We start from the raw sequence: 26959 nt of genomic DNA, 5'->3' as shown, positions 1-26959 counted from the left end.
CTCATAATTTACCACCATTACAAGTGGACGTCACCCTGAACGGAGTCGAAGGGGAGCGGTGGGCTTTATGCTTCGACTCTACTCAGCAGGACAAAACGGCTCTGCTTTTAGCAGCCTAATTAATAGGTGATCATAAAAAACGTTAATGGTAGCGGAGTCGAAGGGGTGCGATGGGCTTTATGCTTCGACTCCGCTCAGCAGGACAACCGACAAAGCATGATCATCGTCTCTAAATCGTAAAAAATTGCATCAATAAAGAAATCCAAAAAGCCATAAAGGGATTTTATGACCAAAACCATATTCTATATCGTCTGCAGCAATATAGGCATTGGACAAATCTTTTATTTGTTGATTATTTTTGTTTTTTCCGACAATTTCAAAAAGGTATTTATCATTAATTAAGAAATCTCCATTTTCTGTATAGGTCAATTGATGATGATAAGCAAGCTGATTAGCAAAAAAGGTTTCTCTAATATTTCCAACATTGGCATTTTCTTTACTTAATGTGAAAATGAGATTGGTGTTCTCTAGGTAAATCTTACTAGGTTTTTGTAATCTGCTGATTCCATACGCCTCCTTAAATAAATTTTTAGTTAAGCCTATTTCATCTAAATAATGCAAATACGATAATAAAGTAGCTCTATTGAGTCCTATTTTTTCACTTAATTTGCTCACATTAGGGATAAAAGGTACTGATTCTGAAATAATCACCAATAATTGTTTTACTTTTCTAATGTATGATAATTCTACACCTCTCAATAATGGTAATTCAATTTCTAAAATCATATTAATCACTTGTTCTAAACGACTCTGATATAGTTCTGGTTGTTCTTTATAAAATGGATAATAACCTTGACTTAAATACCGATCAAAATATTGAAAGGGTTTAATTACTTCATTAATCAAACTTGCTTCTTTTAAATGATTTTCTAATAATTGATTTAATGAAAGCTTTTTAAAAACAATTCCAGTTTCCAAACCTATATACTCTCTAAAAGAAAATCCCTGCATGTGATAGACCACTGCTCTTCTACTCAAATCTGCTCTTGCATTCAGTATTTCTAGCAAGGAAGAACCAGTAAAAACAATTTTCAAATTAGGTTGATCATCATAAATATTCTTGATTTCTTGCGCCCAGCCTGCATATTTATGAACCTCATCTAAAAAAAGATATTTCCCCCCTTTTTTTACAAAATCTGTGGCTAAATCTACAAGAGAATGGGTATTAAACCATAGCGTATCTAAACTTACATATAAAGTTTCCGTTAAAGAATCATTTAAATTCAACTTAATGTATTGCAATAAAAGAGTGGTTTTCCCTATTCCTCTTGCGCCTTTTATACCTATTAACCTAGCCTCCCAATTAATTTCTTCCATTGCAGAACGCACAAAATCAATCTGAGTTAATCGTAATTTTTGTTGGTATTTTTCAAATAGATGTTCCATTTTGCTTAGTCTATTAAGCAAATATAGTTAAATTTTGTATAGCAGGATAAACAATTGTAGCGTCTTCAAATTAGTTCGGTCTCAAATTGGCTTCTAATCCATTAACATTTAAAGCAAATATTCATTGATTAGTTATTGTCACATTGAGGGGAGTTGATGTCACATTAGGCAGCGTCGGATGTCACATTGAGCGGAGTCGAATGTCACATTAGGCAGCGTCGGATGTCACATTGAGCGGAGTCGAAATGCCTAAAAAAACACTATTAGACTGATTCGAACGATCTGCGGCTACAAAAGCCATATAAATCAACAAATCCTTATTTCTAAAATTCTGTGGTAATTGCAATTCATCGGTTCCGCTTTTACGAAAAGCGCCAGTAGTTTGATAAACAGCTTCTTTTTCTTCCAAACAATACACCACTAATAAGGTTTGGTCAAGCGCATTGGGGTGACGGGCAGCACAAGCTTTCCAATTAAATATGAGTGTATCATCTTCTTGAAAACTGACCTGTGCATCTTCCGGACCTATTAAAGATCCAAAGCTAACCAACATTTTTTCTGGGGCAATTGAAAATTGGCTATCGTTCGTGATGATGGCATTTTTCAGTAGGTAAGATTTAGCCGCACCAAATCCTTCTACACGCTCCGTATAGGCTTTAAATCCTACCCTTAAAAAGGGAGTAAGAGGCTTTAACCATTCCTGCGCCATTGCAAATTTCAAGCGGTTATTTTTTTCCGCCTCTGAAATTTTACCTGTTCTTTTTCTTGGTAAACTGCGCATATAAGGAATGCCTTTCCAAGTGCAACCTACCACTGTTCCTACCTTGCCAGAAAAAGGACCATGGATTCCAAATTCATATTTTGCCATAGATATTTTTTTACTAATATAATTAAATATTATTAAAAAATAAAATAGTGGGAAATTTATAGGTACTTAACAGTAATGATATACGATTAATATTACTAAAATATTCCTGTTTTGTCCCTGTAAGGTACCTGTTAATCTATTATTCTAAAAAATGATTTTTGCTTACATCAGTTGTGAATTCCAAGCGTTTTTACATTCAACCAAAAATGAATTGTTTTTTATTTTAATGATATTGATTTATGGAAACAGTAGCAAAACCTCAGCAAATACATATTGGCAGAAAAATTTTCGCATCCGAGAAATTAGAGAGATGAAACAAGATCATTTGGCCATGGAATTGGGCATGAGCCAACAAGCCATTTCTAGGATTGAACAGAGTGAGGAGGTTGATGAAACAATTCTAGACAAAATTGCGGGTGTTTTGGGAATTTCGGTAGAAGGGTTAAAGGGATTCAGCGAAGAAGGAATCGTAAATTATTTCAACACATTCAATCATCAGAGTGGTTCTGGAGCATTCTTCTCTTCAAACAATTTGTGCATTGCGCATTTAACCCTTTAGACAAAGTGGTGGAGCTGTATGAGCGTTTATTGGAAAGCGAGCGTGAGTAGGTGGAATTGTTGAAAAGGAAAGATTAAAATTTAATTTCAGTTAAAAGAGCTAATTGTTTTTTTCAGTCCTGCTCTTGTGCTTATAGGTAATTCCTTACCTAAATTTTTTTTAATTTTCTGATTGGAAACTACATAGTTTTCGGTCAATTTGCCTAATCGTTCGCTATTCAAAGGGAGTTTCAGTACATCACCCACTTTTGCTAATGATTGAATGAGTTTGGCGGGTATCGCCCAAAGTTTAGGTTTAAGATTTAATGTTTTTGCAATTTCTGCTACTAGTTCATTAGTTGATAAGGCCTCATCATCTGCTAAATTATAAATCCCCGAAGGAATATCCCGCTCTAGCAATTCTTTGATCACAAAACATAAATTTTCGACACTTAAAAAAGAACGCTGATTCTCAAAAGCGGCTAAAGGGTAGGGGATACCTTTTTTAACAAACTGATACAATAGGTTTAGATTTCCTTTATTGCCAGGTCCGTGAATCATACATGGTCTCAGGATATAGTATGATTTTCCTGCTGGAAGTGTTTGTGATTTGATATATTCCTCTGCCATCAATTTAGATTTACCGTAATGCGTTTGAGGGTTTGGTATTACATCTTCTGGTAAGAAACCATTCACTGAATCCGCAGCTGCTTTTACAGAACTGATAAAAATGAATTTTCTAGCATCCGATTTGATGAATGCATCATACAATTGTTTAGTTAACTCAAAATTTGCTTCATAATAGTCCTGAGGTTGAGATACTTTTTTTAGATCATGGGCTTTGCCGGAGAGGTGAATAATAGCATCCGCATTTTGTAAATCGATTTCTTGACTTGGTTGATATCTTAAGGATAGTTCCTGTTTATCAAAATCTTGTAGGTAGCTGATTAGGTTTGTTCCTGCGAAGCCGGAAGAGCCGGTAATGATTATCATTTAAACTGATTTAGTGTTTCCTTGTTAAGTCTTTTGCGTTCAACATCAAAAAACCAGCCCCATTTATTAAAATAGGTAAACATAGATTTTAAGAAAATTTTAAACAACTTAAAGCTTTTATTTGCTCCACCTTCATATCCATGGTAAACAGAAACCTCTGGATAATAGATAGTTTTGAATTTTGTATGCATTCTTCTCGAAAGGTCGAAATCTTCAAAATACATAAAGAAATTCTCATCATACATTCCTATTTCTTTAATGGAATCTAATCTTAACAAAGTAAAGCATCCTGAAAGAATAGGAACATTATAGATTTTCTCTTTAGGGAAGTTTCGTAGTTCATAATTATCAATAAATTGTTTTCCTAATGGGTCAATTTTTTTTAATTTCCTGCGAAAAATCCAAGCAGGATGAGGCAGTAGTTTTGGTAGATTCTGAACTGTACCATCTTCATTTAAAATCTTAGGCATCATCATTCCAACTTCCTGATGTTGTTCCATATAGTTTACCATTGGAGTAAAAACATCTTCTTCTATTCTAATATCTGGATTGATGATGAAATGATATTTACAGCCAGACGCTATTGACTTTTCTATAGCTATGTTATGGGCTGCACCGAAACCAGGGTTGGTTGGGTTGTGAATGTAACCAATTTTCAAATCTTCTATATCGAGACAAATCTTGTTAGTTAACGAGTTATCAATAATACAAAGTTCAACTTTATAGAAACTTTTCACCTTTTCAGCAAAATTTCTTAAAATATCAATATCACTATTATAAACAACAATGGAGGCAGTTATTTTATTCATTATTCTTTTTTAATAAAATATTGAACAATTCTTTCCAATTTTTAGTAGATGGGTTTTCATATTTTACTTCTTCGGTATTAGAATATTTTAGAGGTTGAGAATTAATTACCTGAAACATTAATTCAGATAATTGTTTAGCATCAGCTGTATTAAAGAAAATGGCTTTATCATATTTCCCCAAAGTTTCTTTTGCATAAGGTAAATCTGCCAAAAATAGAGGTTTATGATATGCCTTAAATTCTGTGATAGGTAAGCCCCAGGTTTCGAGCTTTGACGGGAAAATTAAACAACTAGCTTTTTTATAGTATTGAATAACTTTGTCTCGACTTAAAAAGCCAGTAAACTGAATTTCTTTAATTCCAGATGCTAATTCAATCATTCTCTTAGCATAGTTGTTTTCAGATCCATCAATCGTTAATACAACATTAAAATTTTTATTGGTTTTTTGTTTTAATAACTTAACCGCCTGAATTATTACTTCGAAATTTTTGAAAGGCCTTGAAACAGCAGGGTAAAAGAAAATTATTTCTGATGTTTCTAAGTTTATGGCTATTGAAGGCGATTCATCAAGAGGTCTAGCAACTATTATTTTTTCAGGATTCAAATTAAAAAAATTGATAAACTCATTCTTAATCCAATTTTGTTGAACAATTACGTAATCGTTCTTGTGAATATTTATTTTATATAAATACTTATAAAATAAAGTAAAAAAGAATAACTGAGGCTGATCAAGAACATCGTTAATTGTTGTTTTCCTGAATGGAGATGGATTGTGACAATAGACAGCTCGATGTTTTGCAGTAACATTAGAAGACATATCATTAATAGATAGCCATAAATAGGGGTTTAAAGTGTTAGATAAAGTTTTATATTTATAATATTCGTAATACAATCTATGAAAATAGCTTTTCCTCATTGAGGGTATCTCCATAAATTCTATATTATCTATTTCTTTAAAGTTTTCTAAGTCATTAATAAGTGCAATTATATGGTACTCCTTTGCTCTACTTTGACTTAAATATTTCAGACAATCTTGCATAATTGTTAGTGTACCTCCACTAAATAAGTTTGCGCCACTGATAACAATTACTTTTCTCATAATATTTAAATTTGATTTAGATATTGTTTTTTATTGTTTAAAATGAATGTATTTTTAGTATAATACATAGAAGTAAAATTGATTTGGTTGTGTAAATTGTGTAACTTGTAAATATTTTAATTTTTCTAGCACAAAACTATAGATTTAACATATTCAACAAACTATTCAGTTTTTCATACTACACTACACTGATTAATATATAAAGAGTCAAACAAAAAATTTATAAAATAATGAATCACGTTAAAAAAATATCGCTAAAACTACAATATTTTCCAGACTAAAATTTTATGGATTCTATATTGAGCAAACATGTTTAGAAAATTAAAATATAGTTTACTTAACATATTTTTTCTTGTGTAAGAAATTATATAAATTCTTTGAGAAAACTGCTTTAATAGATTTTACGGCAAAATGATAACCCATATTTTTGCAATATATTAACAAAGCTTTCTTTAAACCATTTGCTTTTTGAACCAAATAAATCTCTTTAAAAGTTCGTTTTCTATTTGCGTCGGACACTCCTCCAATGGAAACCAGCGCTAAGGTTTCGTCAATTTTTTTTAACTTAACATTGTTTAAATAGCTTCTTAACACCATATCATAATCAGCACAAATTTTATACGATGTATTATAAAGATTTTTAATGTGAAAATCTTTTCTTATAATACAACTTTGATGATTCATAACTATCTTAGTTAATAATAACGATGGTTCTTCTGCTTCAAATTTCACCTCTAAGTCCAAATCATCATAGTATGCTTTGGTATTTCCGTAAATTATATCATAATCTTCATTTAAATACTTCTTAATAGAATTTAATGTAAAATTGTTATTAAAAATATCTCCAGAGTTCATGAAAATTAGCCATTTACCTTTTGCTAATGCAATTCCTTTATTCATAGCATCATAAATTCCTTTATCTGGCTCTGATAGTAAAACTGTGATTTTGCTCCCATATGAAACAATCTTTTCCAAAGTTCCATCGGTTGAGCCACCGTCAATTATTATATATTCTAATTCTACATTATTTTGAGAAATAACAGAGTCTATAGTCCTATTAATAAATTTGTTATCATTAAATACCACTGTTATAATTGTAAACAGGGGTATTGGATAATTTATGTTGTTTTGTAGCATAGAGTAATATTAATATATTGATATAGGGTAGAATGCCCCCTACGTAATCGGGTCTTTGTAAAATCAATAAAGCCAAGATAATTGCTGACTTTATTTCTAAATTAAATCTTCTGGTTTTAAAACAAACCCATAGGTAATAAAATAAATGTAAAGAAAATATAACTCCGCCAAATAATCCATGAATGGCAAATAAAGAAAGAGGATTTGCACCCACAAACTTTCCATATATTACAGATGATGTATTTGTTCTGTATGAAAGACCTTGACCTATTATTGGAGAATCACGAATTGCGAAAAATGAATTCTCAATTAAGTCAGATCTATTATCTCCTTGAAAATACGTATCATCAGATTTACTCTTATCATCAAATATATTCTCAATTCTACCAAAGGTATATCCGTATAATAACGTTTGTTTTTCTTCATCTAAACTTGATATTGCAAAAGTGCTAATTAGAACCACAATAAATGTAGCTAAAACTATTTTTGATAAATATCTTTTCTTATACCTAAAACATAGGTATAATATTAATAAAGCATAAAAGGCTAAAGACAATGTAAATATTCCACATACTAAAAGGACAATTCTTATCCTTTTATATTGAAAAAGTAAATCATTCAATAATGTTCCAATTATTAAATAAAAGGAAAGAGTCCCTGGTTCATCAAAAAAACCTGAGGGTCTTATAATTTTAAAGGCACCAACATCAAAATAAACATTTGTAAAAGTGATGATAAAATTATAACCAGGCCTGCCATCTGGATTAGTAAATTCATTTAGCGGAGCAACATTAAATACTAAACATAAAAAGAAAATAATTACAGAAAACACAGCCATAACTGAAACAAATCCTAATAATTGTTTACAAAATTGGATATATAATCCGTTTTCTAGTAAAATGAAAATTATCAGAACAATTATTAACTGCAAAGAGAAATTGACGTAAGCAGAATCCATGTGAATTATAATAAAAGTAATGGCTGTAAAGATTTGAACCAACAACATAATTATCACTACCTTATTGAGTCTACTTTTAAAAATGTAAAGTAGAGAGAATCCTAATAAAATCACTGTGCATATAGAAATGATTGGCTTTGCAGGTAATTCATAAGCATTTGAAATTGAAAAGGGAAAAGCCATTAAAATAGCTAACCAGATAAAAAAAAGTTGGATATTTTTTAACATCAATTCAATGCCTTTAAATATAAATCAACATAGTTTTTAGAAGTTTTTTCTAAAGAAAACTTTTTAATAGCATTTTCTGAAATGAGTTTATGATTATATTCTAAATTTAAACTAACACATAAATACTTAGTGAGGAGATTGGTATCTCCAAATTCGGCTAAATAACCCGATTTATCATGTTCTACAATGTCCTTCGGACCTCCTTTAGAAAATGCCACTACAGGAGTTCCACAACATTGTGCTTCTGCTAAAGTCATTCCAAAAGCTTCTGCAATAGAAGTAGATAAAAAAACATCTGACGCTTGGTAATATTTTGCCATCAAGTATTTATCACTTATAAATCCTACATTAATAACTTCCTTTTTTATCAAATCATTGTCTATTGTTCCATGACCGAAATTTATAATTAAAATCTCATTATCTAACTCTTTTAATGCGTCCATTGTAAATGACACACCTTTTGCTGGATTATGTATGTCACCCGCTCCTATAAGGATAATATTTCTATCTAAAGGAAGTTTTAATTCTTTCCTAAAATCTGCTTTCATATCTTGAAAGAAGAAAATCGAAGAATTAATTCCACTGAAAACTATGTTTTTAACTTTGTTTTTCAAAAAGAAACTATTATTTGCCAATTCCATCATCCATGAACTTATAGCCACAAAGTTGATGAATTTGTGATTTAAATATTTTAATTTAGTTTGTAGAATATAATGAGATAGGTCATTTTTATTTTTACTGTTTAAAACTGGGCAAAATCCACAGCTAGAAGTAAAAGAAGTACAGTCATAAGCATAGTGACAACCACCAGTAAAGGCCCACATATCATGCATTGTCCAAACTATTGGTTTATTAATTTTTGAAATATCTTTTATTGATAAAAAGGCATGATTAATCCAGTGGAGGTGTATCACATCTGCTTCTTTTATTAATGGATGATTATGAATTCCCAAACCAAAAATTGAAGCTGAAAAAAGATAAGATTTATTTGTTTTGTATTTTATAATTAAACATCTATCTATGAAAGATGTGAATTTCTGTAAGAGTCTAGTCTTGAACGACTTTACATAAGAAAAAACTCTTTTATTTTTATTTTCGTTTTCCTTTAAAAATAGAATTCTACTATCTATCCCATTTCTTAGTAACTCTTCATGCAAATTTAATGCGGCTAAACCTGCACCAGCTAACTTACCAGCAGATGTAATGTGTAGTACTTTCATTAATTGATTATACCTTTTAGTTTACTATAAATTTTAATCCCCATTAAATTTATTACAAATTTGAACAATAAACTTTTTTTATTGTGGGCAATATATTTATAAATTTTTTTTACCGATTTTATTCCATTATAATTTCTTCTAATAATATTCAAATATTCTTTTGTTGTTGTAAAATAAGCTGTATTTGATATTCCTGAAGTATCTATTTCACCGAAAGCTACATTTATTCTTTGAAATTTAAATTTTAATAAAAACAAGCTTAGGAAAAAGTTATAATCTGCGGCTATCTTATATTGAGTATTAAAAAGATAGGTTTTACACAATTCAGCTTTAACTAACACAGCTTGATGACAAAATGGCATTCCGTAGTTAATAAAACTTATATCTTTTGATACAATTAATTGATTAACAGTTGAACGAATTATGTCACCATAAATAACATCATATTGCAGGTTTTCTTTGTTGAGAAAAATTTCATAAAATGTTTCATTAAAGATAATATCTCCTGAGTTTAAGAAAAAAATAAAGCAACCATTAGCTAATTTAATTCCTTTATTCATAGCATCATAAATTCCCAAATCAGGCTCAGAGATAATTTTATTAATCCTAGCCTCATAATTATATATAATTTTTTTAGTACTATCTGTAGAAGCACCATCAATAACTATATATTCGAAATTATTAAATTTTTGATTTAGTACACTTTGGATTGTTTTCTCAATAAGATGTTCACCGTTAAAAACAACAGTAATAATACTTATCAAAGGCTTAGAACTTTTTAGCATGAAAATTATCTGAAAGTGTGATTGAAATTTTCAGTCATTTTATTTATTTTATTCAATATGTACTCTTTACCTTTCGCACCTTTTATTAAACGGTCTTCTTTTTTTAATTTTAAAAAATCATCAATAATAGAAATATCTTTTCGTAAATCTCCTGATAATTTAATAACAGCATCGTCATCAATTTCATTAGAAAAAGCAAATTCAGTATTAAAGACCGCTAACGGGATTGATAATTTCAATGTTTTAAGAACACTTCCTTCAATAGGTGCTGCCCAAATAGACGGACAAAAGGTCAATTTAGAATTAATTATATACTCTTTTAAACCCGTATTCCAGTTCATCTTTTTAAAAGTTACATTTTCGGGTATATCATGAATTTCCGTCAGAAAAGGAAATAAAAAAGTATATTGACTCAAGTGTTTAGCTAATTCAAATACGTACAATCCTCCTTTCGCTAAAGATGCGTCACCATGAAAAACAATATCAAAATTTTCAAATTCATTTTTTAATATCACATCATCTTGGAATAAATCGGAAGTTAATAATCCTATTTCTTGAGTTTGAATTAACTCACCAAACTGCTTTTTTAGCAATTCTGTTTGTCCTTTACTTTGTGTTAAAAATCTTAATTTATGGGATTTATCTTTTAAAAAATCCAAAAAATCATAATATTCTGAATAAGAGTAGTTAATGGGGTATGGTGTACAGTTGTATTTCTCTGAATTACGATATTCCATATTTAGACATAAAACACAAGAGGATTTTAAAATTTCATTATAATTATAAGATTTGATACAGAAAAAACTGTTATCCATAATATAAATTGTGACGTTATTTCTATCTATCAGCCTCATAACAGTTTTGAAGCCGATTGTTTGTGGATGTAGTATAATTATATTTTTATTTTTTATATATTTTAACTTCCATTTAAAAATATAATTTTTGATTATGTAACTATAAAACTCTAATAATCCTTTTATTATTAATGAAATCTGAAAACTTTTGATAGCTTTTTTCAGTAACACGATTCTTCCAGAAGGCGGCAATAAAAATAACGTATTTAACGAATGCTCTTTTAGATATTCAACAACTCTACCAACTCCAGCAGGTCCCGGACTAACTCCTGATACAATATATTTTTTATACATTAATTGACTTTAAGGATTTTATTGAGACTATAGGTCCAATTATTGCAAATGGTAAGAGGCTAAATATCAAACTTAACATAATTCCGGATAATCCCATATTCAAAAATTTAGTAAATAAAAAACATAAGGGTATTACCATAATTGCTTGTATAACCGCTAGTATTGTTTGCATTTTTAATTTACCTATACCGTTAAGATAATGTGAATATATATTGCTCCAACTTAATATAATAACGTAAACACCCATCATTAGTGCTACAGTAAACCCAGGAATTAGCTTGTTTTTACCTAACCATAAATCAAGGATAAATTGATGAGAAATAACTAACAAAATAGCTATGATTATAGTTAAGGCTAAATAAACATGTAGCTTAACCATAGAAGTTTTTATCCACTTAAAATCTGACTTTTTAAAGGCTTCTGTAAATGCTGACCAATAGGGTGTTACAACAATAGAAAAAACCAAAGATAAGGTCGAGAATAATCTAAAAGTTACATTATAAATGGAGACATCAATTGAACTTAATAATTGAATAATCAATATACTCGATGTAGAAAACATAAATACAGTTGCAATCTGTATAATAAAAAAGCTACCACCTAATTGAAGGATTTCTTTTGCCTTACTTAAATCTATCCATTTTATTTTTGGAATATAGTTAAAATTTGTTCGATAGAAAAAAAACGAAACTACTAGTCCACTAAGAACTAAACTTAATGAATAAAATTTTGTGACAGTGTATAAATCGTGAATATCTTTTATAACTAATAAAATAATTAAAAAAAAGCTGCTGTGTAAAATTGAAACAAAATTTGTGTATGCGGCTTTCTGGAACGCATTCATAATTTGATTCACAATAATTATTATAAAATTTACTAGTACCGCTATACTTATTACGAACATAGTTTTTTTTAACTCTTCATTATTAATTGAAACTGTGTTAAACACTACTGTCCAATTAACAAAAGGGATGATTAAACTTACAATAACCATAATAAATAGACTAATAATTGTTAATGAAAAATAACCAGTACTAATATATTTACAGGAAGATTCATAATCATCAATTGCTAATGATTCAGCTAATTTATTTCTTAGTCCATTTCCTATTCCTACATCAAACGTCACTAACCATGATACAATTGAAAGAATAGTTAGCCAAACACCATACTGATTCGAACCTAAAATTCCTAAAGTTTTAGGAATAATTAGGAGTCCAAGAGAGAGACTGAAAAATTTCAAAAAAAAAGAAATTATAATCTGTCTATTGAGATTTTTTGAACGCGAAATGGAAGTTAATTCAGAAATAAGCATATCAGACTAAGTACTCTCTGATAACTTCTGCAATATAATCATAATGACTTTCATCCAACCCAGGCCAAACTCCTAACCAAAAGGAGTTATTCATGATGGTATCTGTATTTTTTAAGTCGCCAACAACTCTATGTTCAATATTGGTGTAAGCGGGCTGTCTTAATAAATTACCAGCAAATAGTAACCTTGTACCAATCTTTTTCTCTTCTAAATGTTGTACTAGCATGTGACGGTCATTAGCATCACCTTCTCTTAGTGTTAGTAAAAAACCAAACCAAGAAGGATTAGAGTTTAAAGTAGGTTCTGGGAGAATAAATATTTCTTCAAATTCTTTCATTTTTTCATGAAGAATTTTAAAATTTTCTCTTCTTTTTTCAATAAATCTATCTAACTTCTTTAACTGAGAAACGCCTAATGCAGCCTGCATATCGGTAACTTTTAAATTGAAACCAATATGAGAATAGGTGTATTTATGATCATAACCATAAGGCAATGAGCCTAGTTGTTGCCCAAAACGGCAACCACAGGTATTATCTTTTCCAGGTTCACAGTAGCAGTCACGTCCCCAGTCTCTAAAGCTTTCTGCAATTTTTGCTAACTCTGGATTATTAACGATAACTGCCCCGCCTTCCCCCATAGTCATGTGGTGTGCAGGATAAAATGAAAAGGTTGATAAGTCGCCAAAAGTACCCGTTTTTTTACCGTTATAAGTTGCACCTAAAGAATCGCAATCATCTTCAATTACCCAAAGATTATATTCTTTAGCAACACGCATTACTTCTTCTAAATCAAATGGATTACCTAAAGAATGAGCAATCATAATTGCTTTGGTCTTAGGAGAAACAGCCAACTCAATTTGATCAGCCATTACATTATGTGTAGCAATATCTACATCAATGAACACGGGAACCGCACCAAATTGTATAATCGGATTTACGGTAGTAGGAAACCCTGCTGCAACAGTAATGACTTCATCGCCAGGTTTAATTGCTCTATCACCTAATTTAGGGGATGTTAAAGCATAAAAAGCAACTAAATTTGCAGAGGAGCCAGAGTTTACAAGCAATGCTTTGGTAGCGCCAAAATATTTTGCAAATTCATATTCAAATTGGTTTGCAAATCTACCGGCAGTTAGCCAGCCATCGGCAACAGACTCCATACAAAGTAGTAGGTCGTCTTCTTCTATGATTTTTCCTGTTACAGGAATGTAGTCTTTACCGGCAATAGGTGTTTTAAATGTTTTTAAGTTAAAGTTTTGCGTCATGTGCTTTTAATAATTTTAAGATATAGTCATCAATATTGGTAAAATGAAAATCAGAATATTCAGTTAAAAATTTTTCTGCATTAAGACCTCCTCTTAATGGTCTTTCCGCTTTTTGTTTAAGATCGCTTGTTTTGTAAGATTCTATTTTCAATAAATTAAAATATTTTTTTATTATTTGTAGAAATTGAACCCTACTTAAATAATCAGTTGAAGCTAAATGATAAACACCTTTTTTATCATCTATAATTAAATTAAATATGGCTTTTGCAATATCTAAAGCATTAATTGGAGAAGCAAATTGATCAGTGGCACCTGAAACTGATTTTTCATTACCTAATAACAAATCTTGTGTTATTCTTGAAAGAAAATTTTTATTTCTGAGCTCGTCTCCGTAAACATTTGTTATTCTAAGTATAAGGTAATCATTTAGTTGACTAACAATGTTTTCTGATATTAGTTTGTGCTTTCCATAAATAGATAATGGGTTAACTTGTGCATCTTCTCTGTAAGGACCATCTTTACCGTCAAATATATAATCGGTGGATATATAAATTAGTTTTGAATGGTGAACTTTTGAAAGCTTTACTAAATTTATCGTTGACTCAACCGTATAATACTCACTGTCTGCAATGTTTTCTTCACAAAAATCAACGTTTGTTAATGCTCCAGTATGGATTATTACATCCCAAGCTGTTTCCAAGATAATTTTCGGATAACTTTTATAATTAATTGAAGAGTTAAACCTAATAAGATTAGGTACTTCAAAAGAATTATATGTACCATAAATATTAAATTCAGAAACTGCTTTTAAGTGATGGTAGATGTTTCCTCCAACTAAACCAGATGCACCAACTATTAGTATATTCATCTATTAAAACGGACTGTTAAAATCAATAAAGTTTTTAAAATTTAAATCTCTTTCTGAAAGAATGTCATTTTCGCTACCCCAGTCAAAACCAAATGAACTGTACTTAATGCCAGTTTCATTTTGTTTACTATGCGAAGTTGTAGTATGATATTCTACTACAGAGTTATCCTCTAAAGACTTGAAGCCATGCGCCAGACCTTTTCCAATATAAATTGCTTGAGGATTATCTGCTGTGATAACTATTGAAAAAAACTTACCATAGGTTGGGGATTCTTTTCTAATATCTAAAATTACATCCAAGATTGATCCAGATATTAAATAAACTAGCTTACTATGATCATCTGGAGGAATTTGAAAATGCATACCTCTTATCACATTTTTATGCGACTTTGAGTAAAATGATTCTGTGAAATTACTGTCTATGGAGTAAGTATCAAATGTTTCTTTGTGTATGGTTTTTGTAAATGAACCTCTTAAATCACTTATCTGATTTAATTTAATTAGGTACAAATCTGATATAAAGGTTGATTCAATTATCATAACGCCCAATTTATTTCTTTAGCAATGGCTTTTTCAGAATATTCTTTTATTTGTGTTATTCTGTTCTCGTAATTTGCACTTGGGCTTTCCAAATCATCTTTATAACCTTTAAAGGTAAAATCTACTGTTTCTTTAAAGCTTAAGACAGGTTTCCATTTTAATTGGCTTATAGCTTTGGAAATATCTAGTTTTAAAAGATTGGCCTCATGAGGTTTTTCTGTTAATTCAGGAATTAAATACCCTCCTCTACTATCAAATTTCAATGTTTCATCGATCAATTCTTTAACAGAATAATTAACAAAGTCTTCTGGTCCAAAGTTCCAACCTCCAGAAAATTTTTTACCTTGTTGATAAAGTGCAGCCCCCAAAGTTAAATAACCACTTAGTGGTTCAAGAACATGTTGCCAAGGTCTTGTAGCATAAGGATTACGTAACAATAGCTTCTCATTTTTTTGATATGCTCTAAAATAATCGGGAATAATTCTATCGGCTGCCCAATCGCCACCACCTATTACATTCCCAGCTCTTGCAGAAGCAATGTTACAGGTGTTTTCGGCTTTAAAAAATGATTCAAGATAAGAATGAGTAATTAATTCTGCACAACCCTTTGATGCGCTGTATGGGTCTTTTCCTCCCATAGGTTCATTTTCGCGATAACCCCATACCCACTCTTTATTATCATAACATTTATCTGAAGTCACATTTATAGCAGCTTTAATTGAGGGAGTAGACCTTACCGCCTCTAAAAAATTAACTACGCCAATTAAATTAGTTTCAAAAGTGTATACCGGGTCTTGATAAGATAATAATACCAGTGGCTGTGCTGCTAAATGAAAAGCAAAATCGGGTTGTACTTTTTGAAAATATTTTTTGAGAGCTAATCCATCTCTAACATCGCCAATGGTATGGTTAATTTCATTTTCCAAATTGCAAGTAACAAAATTGTCAATTTCCGAATACGGTTCTAAAGCATACCCGAAAACCTCTGCGCCTAATTCTTTAAGCCAAATTGCTAGCCAAGATCCTTTAAAACCGGTATGTCCAGTTATTAATACTTTTTTGCCTTTATAAATATTATTAAAACTCATATTACCAAATTTTCCATTTTGCTTGGTTGTTTGCCCAATCTTCTTCTAGTTCATGTTTATCTCTTAAGGTATCCATAGGTTTCCAGAAACCAGCATGGTTAAAAGCTTTCATTTCACCATCGGCAGCAATTTTCTCCATTGGGGTTTTTTCAAAAATTGTGCTATCTCCTTCAATGTAATTAAAAACTTCAGGCTGACAAACAAAAAAACCACCATTAATCCAAGCACCATCACCCTTTGGTTTTTCCAAAAATGAATTAACAGTTTGATCTTCGCTTAAATTTAAAGCTCCAAATCTTCCTGAAGGTTGAACAGCAGTAACCGTACAAAGTTTTTTATTAGATTGATGAAATTTAACTAATTCTGTAATGTTTACATCACTTACCCCATCACCATAAGTAAGCATAAATGGTTCATTACCTACATGTGATTGAACCCTTTTAATTCTTCCACCTGTCATAGATTCGTTACCTGTGTCAACTAAGGTGATTTTCCAAGGTTCTGCTTGGGAATCATGTACCTTTATTGAATTATCAGACATATCAATTGTTACGTCAGATTTATGTAGAAAATAATTAGCAAAATACTCTTTTACCACATACCCCTTATATCCCAAACAAACTACAAAATCATTAAAACCATGGGCGGAGTAAATCTTCATAATATGCCACAGAATAGGCATTCCCCCAATTTCTACCATTGGTTTTGGCTTTAATACAGTCTCTTCCGATAATCTGGTGCCTAAGCCACCAGCCAAGATTACTACTTTCATACTAATAATTTAACATTCTATATAAACCTCACCATCTAAAGGATGGCTACAACATAATAAAAATTCGTCAATCCCTAAATCTGTTCTTTGTTCTCTTAAGCCAATCATCTTTAGTTTTCCAGTCTTTAATTTTCCTTTACAAGTACTACAATTCCCTGTTTGACAAGAATAAGGTAATTCTATATTTGCATCTAATGCTGTTTCTAAGATACTTTTACCTTTAATTACTTCCAAAACAGTACTTTTCTCTTGGAAAAATAAGGTGACATTTTGTGTTTCTATCTCTTCAAAATCTTTAGGATTTTTAACGAGTTCGAAATCTTCTGAGAAGATATTACTGTCAGGAATACCAGAAATTGTTAGTTTATTCTTTACAGACTCTTTAAGTCCTACAGGCCCGCATATAAAATGTAAACTTTCTTTCAAATCTTCGTGATTTAATATATCTATCACGGTGCTTGGGTTTATTCTTCCCTGTATCACATCCGGCAAATTTTCCTCAATGCTTAAACGAGTATGGAAATGCCAAGATTTAAATTTATGTTGATGTAAGCGGCAAAGTTTATTAATTTCATCATAAAATATAGTGCTTTCTTTAAGCTTATTACCATATATTAATTTGACCGAAGCTTCTTTGTGAACTGATAAAGTGTATTTGGCTATAGAAATTAAGGGAGTTATTCCACTACCCGCCCCCCATAAAAATACATTCTTTATTTCTGTATCAGGTAAAACAAAATCTCCCATAGGCTGCATTGCTTCTATCACATCACCCTCTTTCACCACATCATTAATATGGTTAGATACTATGCCGTTTGGAACACGTTTTACAGTTACTTCTAAGTCAATATCAACACTTGGTGCAGAGGAAAAAGAATAAGGTCTGATATACCTACGTCCATTAATTCTAAAAATTAGGGTCAGATATTGACCTGCTTGGTATTTAATTTTTTTTAAACCGGGTTGTTTGAAACAAAGCGTAATGGTATCTTGTGTTTCTCTTCTTATAGCTATAACTTTAAGCGTATAGTTTTGCATATTAATTAGCAATAGTTGAACGTAATACTTTTCTAAGTATCAGAAATAACACAGTTAAAAAACCAAAGATTATCCCCCCAAATATAATTCCTTTAGCTTTTCCAAGCTTGTCCTTTTTTAAAGGAAAAACTGGTTCATCGATTACTTGAATCAAGGGTCTTTCTTTTCTTAAGGTAACTTTAGCGAGTTCTAAGTTTTTTACCAATTCCTGATAAATTGCACTACTGGCTTGTACATCTACTTGCTTCTTTTGCGAATTTACCCTTAAAGATTGAAATGCAGCATTCAAATTAGGATTTGCATCCACTGCTGCTGCAACCCCACCTATACTAGAATTTAACACCCTACGCACACTATCCACTTGCTTTTCTAAAATAGTAACATTGTCAATAGATTTTTTTGTTTTAGTAATTACGTAAAATTGATTGACTTTGCTGACAATATTATTAGCAAATGATTTCGCAAATAACTCATCGTTAGATTTAACTTTTACGGATATGATGGATAGTTTTTTATCTGGTTTGGTAACTTCCAAAACATTCTTGTTGATGGTCTCCATAAAATTACTCAGAATAGAATCTTGGGTTCTCGTAAGATTAGATGAATTATCAAAGTTAATATCTTTAAGCTGAGGCTTTTCATTCCACTCTTTCTTTAATTCATTAAATTCTATGTAGCGGTTTATTAATAATTGTTCTTTATTTTCAAAAGTATCTCTAGCCAATAAGGTTTCAGAAATCATCTTTCTTGATTTGTATAATTCCAAAATATTATCTCCTTTGAAGATTCCTCCTCCGCCTCCAAGATCAACACCAACCATTGAAGCCAAACCTGCATATTGCCCTAATCCTCCCCCACTTTCTCCATCTTCTAATACAAAAGTGGTTTCAGCCGTGTATGTAGGCTTTTTAAAAATGGCATAAGCTAAACCTAATAGCCCCCCTATAAGACCTGCGATTAAAATTATCACCCATTTACTCCATAAGAAATCCCACCATTCTTGTAGTTTAAGAATCAGCTCTTTTAAGGAAATTTCATCATTACCAGTGGCTAAATTGGGTTGTAAATTATTTTCTTCCTTTAACATTCTGTTATTTAATAAAATTAATTACCCCTAAAATGATAGCTCCAAACGAGGCTAAGCCTGATAAAATACCTACAGTTTCAGCAGGAGTTAATTTACGTTTTTCAGAGTTCTTTGGTATAAAAATTTCTGCGCCTGTTCTAACCACTGGATAATTATTAAATAAAAGAAACTTTTTAGTGCTTTTTACAGCTCCATTGGCGTATATCACATAAGACCTTCCTTTTTTAGCATTTTCCCCAAAGCCTCCTGCACTTAATATATATGCCTTAAATGTCCTATTCTTATTATAAATGACCGTATTTGGAGATAAAACCTCCCCACTTACTTTTACTGTTTGTAATTCTTTAGGAACATTTAAAATATCTCCATCTTCTAAAAATAAATCTTGTTTAGTATTTGGTTTTTCTAAAACTCGGGTTAAATTAATGCCTACAAAGGAGTTTCTAATGGCTAAATTTTCTAAGTTTAATGCAGTTGAATCTTTTGCGTTTTTTTGTATTTTTTGGAATTGCTGTATTTTTTGTTGCTCTTTTTCTCGGTCTAATTGTGTATCAAATGAACCATTTCTTTTTAATGATGCACCGTCTGTAAATGCCTGTGCGGTTAAACCACCAGCTCTTTTAATTAAATCAGAAATCCGCTCATCTTTATTTGTAATGGTGTAATAACCAGGATAAAGTACCTCTCCGTCAATTCTGACCTGTCTCTGTACTTCATAACCAGGTGCTGTTCTAACGGTTACTATATCAAATGGTTCCAAAACAAATTTAGCCGCTTCAATTGATAAGTTTTTATCTATGGTCATTTGGAAAACTTCTGCTGTTTTTGCAGATTTTGAGCTTGCATCAGAATTTTTTATACGTCTTGATATTTCAATTCTTTGTGGAGTGGCAGATTCACTAAAACCACCAGCTTTGATGATCAATTCTTCTAAGCTTAAATTTTCTGAAAAAGGAATTTGACCTGGTCTTCTCACTTCTCCGTTTATAATTACATTATATGCTTCTCTTAAATCAAATATGGAAGAAATACTTAAGACATCCTCACGCTTTAGTGTGATATCTTTTTCTTGCCCATTCATGATCTTATTCAAATCAAGAGATATGAGTTCTGTATTTAAATCATCAGTTAAACGGGTGATATATGCTCTGTTTTTAAAAGCATCTTCTTTTAAGCCTTCTGCTTTTAAAATTAATTCTTTTACGGTTAAACCTGTGGTTAATTCGTACTGACCAGGTCTAAATATAGCACCTTCTATGGTTACTCTATTCTCAAACCGGTCTAAAATCTCATTCACAAAATACTTATCTCCACTTTCTGGAATATATGAATCATATTGATCAGCAGTAACATCACTAATCTTACGCTCTGTATCTGTATTCTTTAAAACTTTTATTCTAGTTTTATATGCTTTTTCTGTAAAGCCAGAAGCAAAGTCTAATAATTTATTCAAATCTTCTTTAGGCTTTAGTTCAAAAATAGCTGGTCTTTTTACCTCTCCTACAATCTCCACTCTTTTTTGATAAACTGGTATATTGATGATATCCTGATCTCTTAAAGCTATATTTCCTTTTAAATCACCATTCAAAATAAAATCATAAACATCTAAAACAGCTACTCTTCTACCATTTCTAATCACTTCTACACTTCTAAAAGAGCCATTATCTGAGGGTCCTCCCGAAGAATATAAGGCTGTAAAAACCGTAGCTAAGGATGGAAGGGTGTAAGTGCCGGGTTTCATTACCTCACCATTTAATATGACCCTAATGCTTCTGATATTGCCAAGTGTAACGCTTAACTTAGTTTGCCCTGTGTTTAAGGCAGAGTATATGGTTGATAATTTAGATTTGATTCTTGCTGTTGCAGCTTCAATGGTTAAACCCGCTAAAGGAGTAACTCCTACGTTTGGTATGTTTACTGTTCCATCGGGACTGATGGTTAAACTGTAATTTACTTCAGAATAACCGTAAATATCAACTTGTAACTGGTCACCAGTACCTAAAACATAATTAAGCGGAGTAGGTAAACGTAAATTAGGCTCGAATGTAGTTGCAGCATTAGAGAATAAAGCTCTCCCAAATATTTTTGATTTTAAACTTTGAACCGCTATATCCGATTCTTGCTCGGTCTTTTTATTATCTGATGATGCAATGGTTTCTACCTGACCTTCAAAACTTCTTTGTACACTACCATCTTTTCCTTTTACAGTAGCATCTGAACTACCAGTTGCCGAAGTTTTAGATTTTAAAGCATCCACTCTAGCTCGCAATTTGGCTATTTCTGAAGGTTGCATACCTTTTGATAAAGCCATGTTTTCTAACTGTGATTCAGGTAAACCAGAAGATTGAACCTGCTTAATAAAATTCCTGATTTGATCATCAGTTAATTCGTCAACCCTAACATTGCTGAAATTTTGTTGATTAATGCTTTGCGCTTGGGCATGATGTGAAAACATTATTCCTGTAAGTAAAAAAAGGAATAAAGCTATTTTTTTTATATTCATTGATGTGATGTTCTTATTTAATTGAAAGATGTTGCTGTGCTTATTTATTTAAAATGATTAACAATTTTTGAAAAGCTTTAAGGTGTTCTTTTAAATTTTTATAAACCTCGTTATACATCTCTTCTTTATAAACATGACTTAATTTATTTCTATCTTCTATTGTTTTAAAAAGATTCAAATATAAATCTTCTGATAGATATTTATTTAAAAACAAATTTTTATAAACCATTTTTGGTGATATGTAGACTTCTGCTGTTTGAAATTCTAAAAATATTTTCGAAACTTTCCAAGCTAATTCCGTACAGTATTCAAATTTCTGAATCTTACCATTTTTTATTAAATCTAGTTCTATTTCTGAAAACTTAGCATCAGCACCAACTTCTAAAGTTTTTTCATAGGTATCAATTGCCTGATTTAAACTGGATAACTCAATGTCGAATTTTTGTTTAAGTTCCATACATTAATTTTTTCTAAAGCATAATGCTTAAATTCTTTGCTGACTTCAAAAAAATCTATTAAATCAATTTTATAAGGTACAATACTCTCTTGTAACTCTTCTTCTAAATCTAATTTAATTATTGTTGAAAGTGGTTTTTCTCCCCAAACACCTATATCAATATCAGACATGGGATGGTTGTTCCCCACTGCTCTACTTCCAAATAAGAAAACAGCATAATCATCTAATGGCACTCTTTTGAGTACAATTTCTTTTACGATGTTGATGTAGTTTTCCATTTTATTTTTTTTCTGCCTGCCTGCCTTCGACTCCGCTCAGGCTGACTACCTTGTTTGTCCTGCTGAGCGGAGTCGAAGCACCTGCTTGTCCTGCCTTCGACTCCGCTCAGGCTGACATTTTGCCTTCTTGACCACTAATTGTCATGCTGAGCGGAGTCGAAGCATTATTTGTTATGATGACTACTATTGTTTTTACAAACAGCCAGTCCTTTCAACTTTTCCCAATTACCCGTAATAATTGCTTCTTTCTTTTTTCTTGTCCAACCTTTTATTTGCTTCTCAAAAGCAATGGCTTGATTAACGTCATTAAAATCTTCACAAAACACCAATGCTACTGGTCTTCTGTAATGAGTATATGATTTGGGTTATACCCAGTTTCATGTTCTTGTAATCTTCTTTCAATATCATTTGTTACTCCAGTATAGTAACTGTCATCACTGCATTTTAAAATATAAACATAGTAATATTTCATCTCTTGTCTCTCTGACTTGTCATGCTGAGCGGAGTCGAAGCACCTTCAAACCCGCCTTCGACTCCGCTCAGGCTGACAATTCACTCTCCGTTCAGACTGACCCTTTCTACCTGTCATGCTGAGCGGAGTCGAAGCACTACCTGTCATGCTGAGCGGAGTCGAAGCACTACCTGTTATGCTGAGCAGAGTCGAAGCACTACCTGTCATGCTGAGCGGAGTCGAAGCACTACCTGTCATGCTGAGCGGAGTCGAAGCACTACCTGTCATGCTGAGCGGAGTCGAAGCACTACCTGTCATGCTGAGCGGAGTCGAAGCACACTACTCAAAATAATTCATCGTCTGGTAACCACCAACTTTTAAATATTGATCTTTCTTAGTTAAATGTAAATCAGACTGAATCATATCTTTTACCAAAGCCGGTAAATCATATTTCAATTTCCAACCTAATTTTTCTTTAGATTTAGTTGGGTCTCCTAATAATAAATCAACCTCTGTTGGTCTATAATATTTTGGGTCAACTTTAACTATAGTTTGTCCCATTTTTAAAGCATCAACATTTAAGCCTAATTCTTTAGCTTTTTCTTGATCCACATCAATGATTACACCTTTCTCGTTATCATCTTTTCCGCTAAATTCTACAGCAATACCTAATTCCTCAAAACTCATTCTTACAAACTCACGAACGGTAGTAGTTACTCCGGTTGCAATCACAAAATCCTCTGGTTTTTCTTGCTGTAAGATTAACCACATGGCTTCAATATAGTCTTTAGCATGTCCCCAATCTCTTTGGGCAGACAAATTGCCTAGATATAAACAATTTTGTAAACCTAAAGCAATCTTACTTGCTGCTCTGGTGATTTTTCGTGTAACAAAAGTCTCGCCACGTAATGGGCTTTCGTGGTTGAAAAGGATACCATTACAAGCAAACATGTCATAAGCTTCGCGATAATTTTTGGTAATCCAAAAACCATATATTTTAGCCACTCCGTACGGAGAACGTGGATAAAACGGAGAATTTTCATCGTAAAATCCTTTTTCATTTTTATTTTCGGGCATACCACCGTATAATTCTGAGGTAGAGGCCTGATAAATTTTGGTCTTTTTTTGTAAACCTAAAATCCTAACGGCTTCTAAGATACGTAAAGTGCCCATGCCATCTACATTTGCTACGTATTCAGGAGAGTCAAAAGATACCTTAACATGGCTCATAGCGCCTAAGTTATAGATCTCATCAGGCTGTATTTCTTGAACCAAACGAATTAAGTTAGTAGAATCTGTTAAATCACCATAATGCAAAGTTAATTTAACACCTTCTTCGTGTTGGTCTTGGTATAAATGGTCGATTCTATCGGTGTTAAAAAGTGAAGATCTTCTTTTTATTCCGTGAACTTCATATCCTTTTTTTAATAAAAACTCTGCAAGATAAGCACCATCTTGTCCTGTAATTCCTGTAATGAGAGCAACTTTAGCCATGTATGTTATTTGTTGGAAGAGTGGAATGTTGGAGGGTTGGAACGCTCTGCTATTTCAATTCTTCGTTTTATTATAAATTTAATTTTTAAACAATTCTTTTTAGAATAGAGGAATTTTGGATTGTTGGAATTTCCGTTAAATCTTTTTATTGGAACAATGGAATTTTAAACGATTGGAAGGTTCTCTTCCATTTATTCCACCTTTCCCACATTCCACCTTTCCCACATTCCATCTTTCCCATGTTCCATCCATCCACCTTCCCATCCTAGTCCCTAAGGAAACTATCTTCCCAAGTTCCATCTTTCATTTTTTGTTGTAAAGATTTGATTAATTGGATAAGCCCATTTTCAGTCTTAAAATGTAATTCATCTAATTTTTCAAAATCTTCTTTCGAGATTTGGGTTGCTTTTAAAAAACTAACTAAGCATGAGTGGTATTCCCCACTAGAGCCTAATGCAATATTTAAAAAGTTAAGATACTCCTTTAACCCTTTTCTACAATATCCTTCTGCAATATTCCTACTAATACTATGCACACTATCTATGCAATTACCAGCTGTTTTCTTTAATTCAAAAGGAAAATTCAAAAATAGTTTATAAGAAAGCACATATAAATCAATAGCATCATTCCACACCCGAAGCTGTTTAAATCCTCTATTGATGTTCTTTCTTTCCATTTACTTAAACTATTTAACTTTCAGTTTTCCACCATTCCACCTTTCCACTATTCTACCATTCCAACTTTCCACTATTCTAGTTTTCCATCATCTCAATCTTCCACCATTCAATCATTTCAACTTTCCACCATTCCAACTTTCCACTATTCTAGTTTTCCACCATTCCACCTTTCCAGTCTTTCCTTATTCTCGCTCCCTACAAAATCTTCCCGCTTGCAATATCCATCAAATATTTACCATAGCCACTTTTCACTAATGGTTCACCCAATTTACGCAGCTGATTGGCATCAATAAAATTCATTCTGTAAGCAATTTCTTCTATGCAGCCTATTTTTAAGCCTTGGCGTTCTTCTATCACTTGTACAAAATTACCTGCTTGCATTAAAGATTCAAAAGTCCCTGTGTCTAACCAAGCAGTTCCTCTACTTAACAAGCCAACTTTTAATAAACCTTTATCTAAATAGTATTTGTTAATATCGGTAATTTCTAATTCGCCTCTTGGGGAGGGTTTTATATTTTTTGCAACTTCTACAACAGAGTTGTCATAGAAATATAAACCAGGTACCGCATAATTTGATTTGGGATTTTCTGGCTTTTCTTCAATAGAAATTGCTTTTTTATTTTCATCAAACTCCACTACTCCGTAACGTTCCGGATCGGTTACTGGGTAAGCAAAAACAACACCTCCGTTAGGGTTATTATTGGCTTGCATTAATTTAGCCATTCCGTCGCCGTAGAAAATATTGTCTCCTAAAACCAAAGCAACAGCATCATCACCAATAAAATCGGCGCCAATAATAAAAGCTTGTGCCAAGCCATCTGGTGAAGGTTGTACGGCATAAGAAAATTTGCAACCCATGTTTTCTCCATTGCCCAACAATTTCTCGAAACCTGATAAATCTTGGGGAGTAGAGATGATTAATATTTCATTTATTCCTGCCAACATTAAAGTTGATAAAGGGTAATAAATCATCGGTTTGTCATACACCGGCATCATTTGTTTACTTACTGCTAAAGTAAGTGGGTGCAACCTTGATCCTGTGCCGCCGGCTAAAATTATTCCTTTCAAAATGGTATAATTAAATTGTTACGTTTTTCTGTTAGAAATGCAAAGTTAAAAAATTAACTTTGATTTAGTGCATTAATATTTTTTTCTAATTCTTTATACCAATCTTCGCCATATTTTCTAATTAAAGGCTCTTTCAAAAATTGATAAATTTTTACTTGGTGCTCATCGCCAAAATTACAGGCATCGCTACAAATACTCCATCTATCATAATGTAACATGTCAAATTCTGGATACTGGGTTAGCCTGATAGGGTAGAGGTGACATGAAATGGGTTTTTTCCAGTCAATTACTTTATCCTCATAAGCTTTTTCAATGGCACATTTTGTAATCCCGTTTTCCCATGTTACGTAAGCACATTCTTTATTGGTGTCCACACAAGTGGTAGTATAATCACCTTCAAAGTCTTTAACAGAAGTGCCTTGTTGCTCTATTGCTTCAATGCCTTTAGCGGTCATGTAAGGTTTAACTTTAGGATAGATGCTTTCTAAAATGGCTAATTCATCTTCATTTAGTGGTGCTCCAGAATCTCCTTCTATACAACAAGCCCCTTTACATTTTTCTAAATGACAAATAAAATTTTCTTTGATGAGTTCGTCAGAAACCAGATGTCCACCCACTTCAATCATTACTTTTTCACGCATATATTATTTTTTTATTTCTAATGATTTAAGAGAAAATGAAGGAAAATTTATGTTCAAATAAATTAATTTGGGCGTTTTAACACTCCGCCAGCTGGCGGATATAGTTTTTTTGCTATTTGCAAATTGGCTAGTGCAAAAAAAGCTGTCGCTTCTATCGTTAACGCTCTAATTTAATTTAGAATAATACTTA

General features: G+C 31.8%; 27 protein-coding genes. 1 reads left to right on the top strand and 26 read right to left on the bottom strand.

The genetic code is table 11. The features are described 5' to 3' along the window. Positions 1–249: 249 nt before the first annotated feature. Together ACFSSE_RS07455 and ACFSSE_RS07450 are read right to left on the bottom strand one after the other, a co-directional pair. The gene (locus ACFSSE_RS07455; RefSeq protein ID WP_379047593.1) at positions 250–1446 is read right to left on the bottom strand and encodes an ATP-binding protein; all 1197 of its coding nucleotides are present in this window, start codon (positions 1444–1446) and stop codon (positions 250–252) included. Between the two features lie 208 nt (positions 1447–1654). Beyond that, positions 1655–2314, bottom strand: a complete 660-nt coding sequence (locus ACFSSE_RS07450; protein ID WP_379047590.1) for a DUF6266 family protein — start codon at positions 2312–2314, stop codon at positions 1655–1657. A 151-nt stretch (positions 2315–2465) separates the two neighbouring features. On the opposite strand from ACFSSE_RS07450, the gene ACFSSE_RS07445 reads away from it, so the two are divergent. Then, a complete protein-coding gene (locus ACFSSE_RS07445; RefSeq protein ID WP_379047587.1) occupies positions 2466–2873 on the top strand; it encodes a helix-turn-helix domain-containing protein in 408 nt (135 codons plus the stop codon). A gap of 86 nt (positions 2874–2959) precedes the next feature. On the opposite strand, the gene ACFSSE_RS07440 is transcribed toward ACFSSE_RS07445, so the two are convergent. The 24 genes from ACFSSE_RS07440 to ACFSSE_RS07325 form a co-directional block, all read right to left on the bottom strand. Beyond that, positions 2960–3844, bottom strand: coding sequence for an NAD-dependent epimerase/dehydratase family protein (locus ACFSSE_RS07440; protein WP_379047584.1), 885 nt, complete (start codon positions 3842–3844; stop codon positions 2960–2962). Next, positions 3841–4653, bottom strand: a complete 813-nt coding sequence (locus ACFSSE_RS07435; RefSeq protein WP_379047581.1) for a glycosyltransferase — start codon at positions 4651–4653, stop codon at positions 3841–3843. The genes ACFSSE_RS07440 and ACFSSE_RS07435 overlap by 4 nt, the downstream gene beginning before the upstream one ends. After that, positions 4646–5752, bottom strand: coding sequence for a glycosyltransferase (locus ACFSSE_RS07430; RefSeq protein WP_379047578.1), 1107 nt, complete (start codon positions 5750–5752; stop codon positions 4646–4648). Before ACFSSE_RS07430 ends, ACFSSE_RS07435 begins: the two co-directional genes overlap by 8 nt. 333 nt (positions 5753–6085) lie before the next feature. Next, positions 6086–6838, bottom strand: coding sequence for a glycosyltransferase family 2 protein (locus ACFSSE_RS07425; protein ID WP_379047575.1), 753 nt, complete (start codon positions 6836–6838; stop codon positions 6086–6088). Further along, complete coding sequence (locus tag ACFSSE_RS07420) at positions 6828–8075, bottom strand: O-antigen ligase family protein (protein WP_379047572.1); 1248 nt, start codon at positions 8073–8075, stop codon at positions 6828–6830. The genes ACFSSE_RS07425 and ACFSSE_RS07420 overlap by 11 nt, the downstream gene beginning before the upstream one ends. Beyond that, complete coding sequence (locus ACFSSE_RS07415; protein ID WP_379047569.1) at positions 8075–9295, bottom strand: glycosyltransferase; 1221 nt, start codon at positions 9293–9295, stop codon at positions 8075–8077. The genes ACFSSE_RS07420 and ACFSSE_RS07415 overlap by 1 nt, the downstream gene beginning before the upstream one ends. Continuing rightward, entirely contained in the window at positions 9295–10080 is a 786-nt protein-coding gene (locus tag ACFSSE_RS07410) for a glycosyltransferase family 2 protein (RefSeq protein ID WP_379047566.1), read from the bottom strand. Before ACFSSE_RS07410 ends, ACFSSE_RS07415 begins: the two co-directional genes overlap by 1 nt. Positions 10081–10085: 5 nt before the next feature. Next, the gene (locus ACFSSE_RS07405) at positions 10086–11228 is read right to left on the bottom strand and encodes a hypothetical protein (protein WP_379047563.1); all 1143 of its coding nucleotides are present in this window, start codon (positions 11226–11228) and stop codon (positions 10086–10088) included. After that, entirely contained in the window at positions 11221–12543 is a 1323-nt protein-coding gene (locus ACFSSE_RS07400) for an oligosaccharide flippase family protein (RefSeq protein WP_379047560.1), read from the bottom strand. Before ACFSSE_RS07400 ends, ACFSSE_RS07405 begins: the two co-directional genes overlap by 8 nt. A 1-nt stretch (position 12544) precedes the next feature. Beyond that, the gene (rfbH, locus tag ACFSSE_RS07395; protein WP_379047556.1) at positions 12545–13807 is read right to left on the bottom strand and encodes a lipopolysaccharide biosynthesis protein RfbH; all 1263 of its coding nucleotides are present in this window, start codon (positions 13805–13807) and stop codon (positions 12545–12547) included. Beyond that, positions 13791–14675 (bottom strand): SDR family oxidoreductase, encoded by an 885-nt coding sequence (locus ACFSSE_RS07390; RefSeq protein ID WP_379047553.1) that lies wholly within the window; start codon positions 14673–14675, stop codon positions 13791–13793. Before ACFSSE_RS07390 ends, rfbH begins: the two co-directional genes overlap by 17 nt. Before the next feature lie 3 nt (positions 14676–14678). Then, positions 14679–15215 (bottom strand): dTDP-4-dehydrorhamnose 3,5-epimerase family protein, encoded by a 537-nt coding sequence (locus ACFSSE_RS07385; RefSeq protein ID WP_379047550.1) that lies wholly within the window; start codon positions 15213–15215, stop codon positions 14679–14681. Continuing rightward, positions 15212–16303: a CDP-glucose 4,6-dehydratase gene (gene rfbG / locus ACFSSE_RS07380; RefSeq protein ID WP_379047547.1), complete on the bottom strand. Its 1092-nt coding sequence runs from the start codon at positions 16301–16303 to the stop codon at positions 15212–15214. The genes ACFSSE_RS07385 and rfbG overlap by 4 nt, the downstream gene beginning before the upstream one ends. 1 nt (position 16304) lies before the next feature. Continuing rightward, positions 16305–17075: a glucose-1-phosphate cytidylyltransferase gene (gene rfbF, locus ACFSSE_RS07375; protein ID WP_379047544.1), complete on the bottom strand. Its 771-nt coding sequence runs from the start codon at positions 17073–17075 to the stop codon at positions 16305–16307. Positions 17076–17084: 9 nt separating this feature from the next. Then, positions 17085–18113: an FAD-binding oxidoreductase gene (locus ACFSSE_RS07370; RefSeq protein ID WP_379047541.1), complete on the bottom strand. Its 1029-nt coding sequence runs from the start codon at positions 18111–18113 to the stop codon at positions 17085–17087. A 1-nt stretch (position 18114) separates the two neighbouring features. Beyond that, on the bottom strand, positions 18115–19200 hold the full coding sequence (locus tag ACFSSE_RS07365; protein WP_379047538.1) for a Wzz/FepE/Etk N-terminal domain-containing protein: 1086 nt from the start codon (positions 19198–19200) through the stop codon (positions 18115–18117). Positions 19201–19204: 4 nt separating this feature from the next. Further along, positions 19205–21703, bottom strand: a complete 2499-nt coding sequence (locus ACFSSE_RS07360; RefSeq protein WP_379047535.1) for an SLBB domain-containing protein — start codon at positions 21701–21703, stop codon at positions 19205–19207. A gap of 40 nt (positions 21704–21743) precedes the next feature. Beyond that, a complete protein-coding gene (locus ACFSSE_RS07355; protein WP_379047532.1) occupies positions 21744–22160 on the bottom strand; it encodes a nucleotidyltransferase substrate binding protein in 417 nt (138 codons plus the stop codon). Further along, positions 22118–22438, bottom strand: a complete 321-nt coding sequence (locus tag ACFSSE_RS07350; RefSeq protein WP_379047528.1) for a nucleotidyltransferase domain-containing protein — start codon at positions 22436–22438, stop codon at positions 22118–22120. The genes ACFSSE_RS07355 and ACFSSE_RS07350 overlap by 43 nt, the downstream gene beginning before the upstream one ends. A gap of 331 nt (positions 22439–22769) precedes the next feature. Continuing rightward, a complete protein-coding gene (locus ACFSSE_RS07345; RefSeq protein ID WP_379047522.1) occupies positions 22770–22910 on the bottom strand; it encodes a GIY-YIG nuclease family protein in 141 nt (46 codons plus the stop codon). Positions 22911–23228: 318 nt separating this feature from the next. Then, a complete protein-coding gene (gene gmd / locus ACFSSE_RS07340) occupies positions 23229–24383 on the bottom strand; it encodes a GDP-mannose 4,6-dehydratase (RefSeq protein ID WP_379047519.1) in 1155 nt (384 codons plus the stop codon). Positions 24384–24648: 265 nt separating this feature from the next. Next, positions 24649–25059, bottom strand: a complete 411-nt coding sequence (locus ACFSSE_RS07335; protein WP_379047516.1) for a four helix bundle protein — start codon at positions 25057–25059, stop codon at positions 24649–24651. 196 nt (positions 25060–25255) lie between these two features. Continuing rightward, positions 25256–26128, bottom strand: a complete 873-nt coding sequence (rfbA, locus tag ACFSSE_RS07330) for a glucose-1-phosphate thymidylyltransferase RfbA (RefSeq protein ID WP_379047513.1) — start codon at positions 26126–26128, stop codon at positions 25256–25258. Between the two features lie 53 nt (positions 26129–26181). Then, positions 26182–26754 carry a DUF3109 family protein gene (locus tag ACFSSE_RS07325; RefSeq protein ID WP_379047599.1) on the bottom strand — a complete coding sequence of 191 codons (573 nt, stop codon included), beginning with the start codon at positions 26752–26754 and terminating at the stop codon, positions 26182–26184. Between the last annotated feature and the right edge of the window lie 205 nt (positions 26755–26959).

This window comes from Pedobacter alpinus (assembly GCF_042684645.1).
Taxonomy (GTDB): Bacteria; Bacteroidota; Bacteroidia; order Sphingobacteriales; family Sphingobacteriaceae; genus Pseudopedobacter; species Pseudopedobacter alpinus.
The sequence above is the reverse complement of the archived record's forward strand: the minus strand, read 5'-3'. Positions and strand labels throughout refer to the sequence as shown.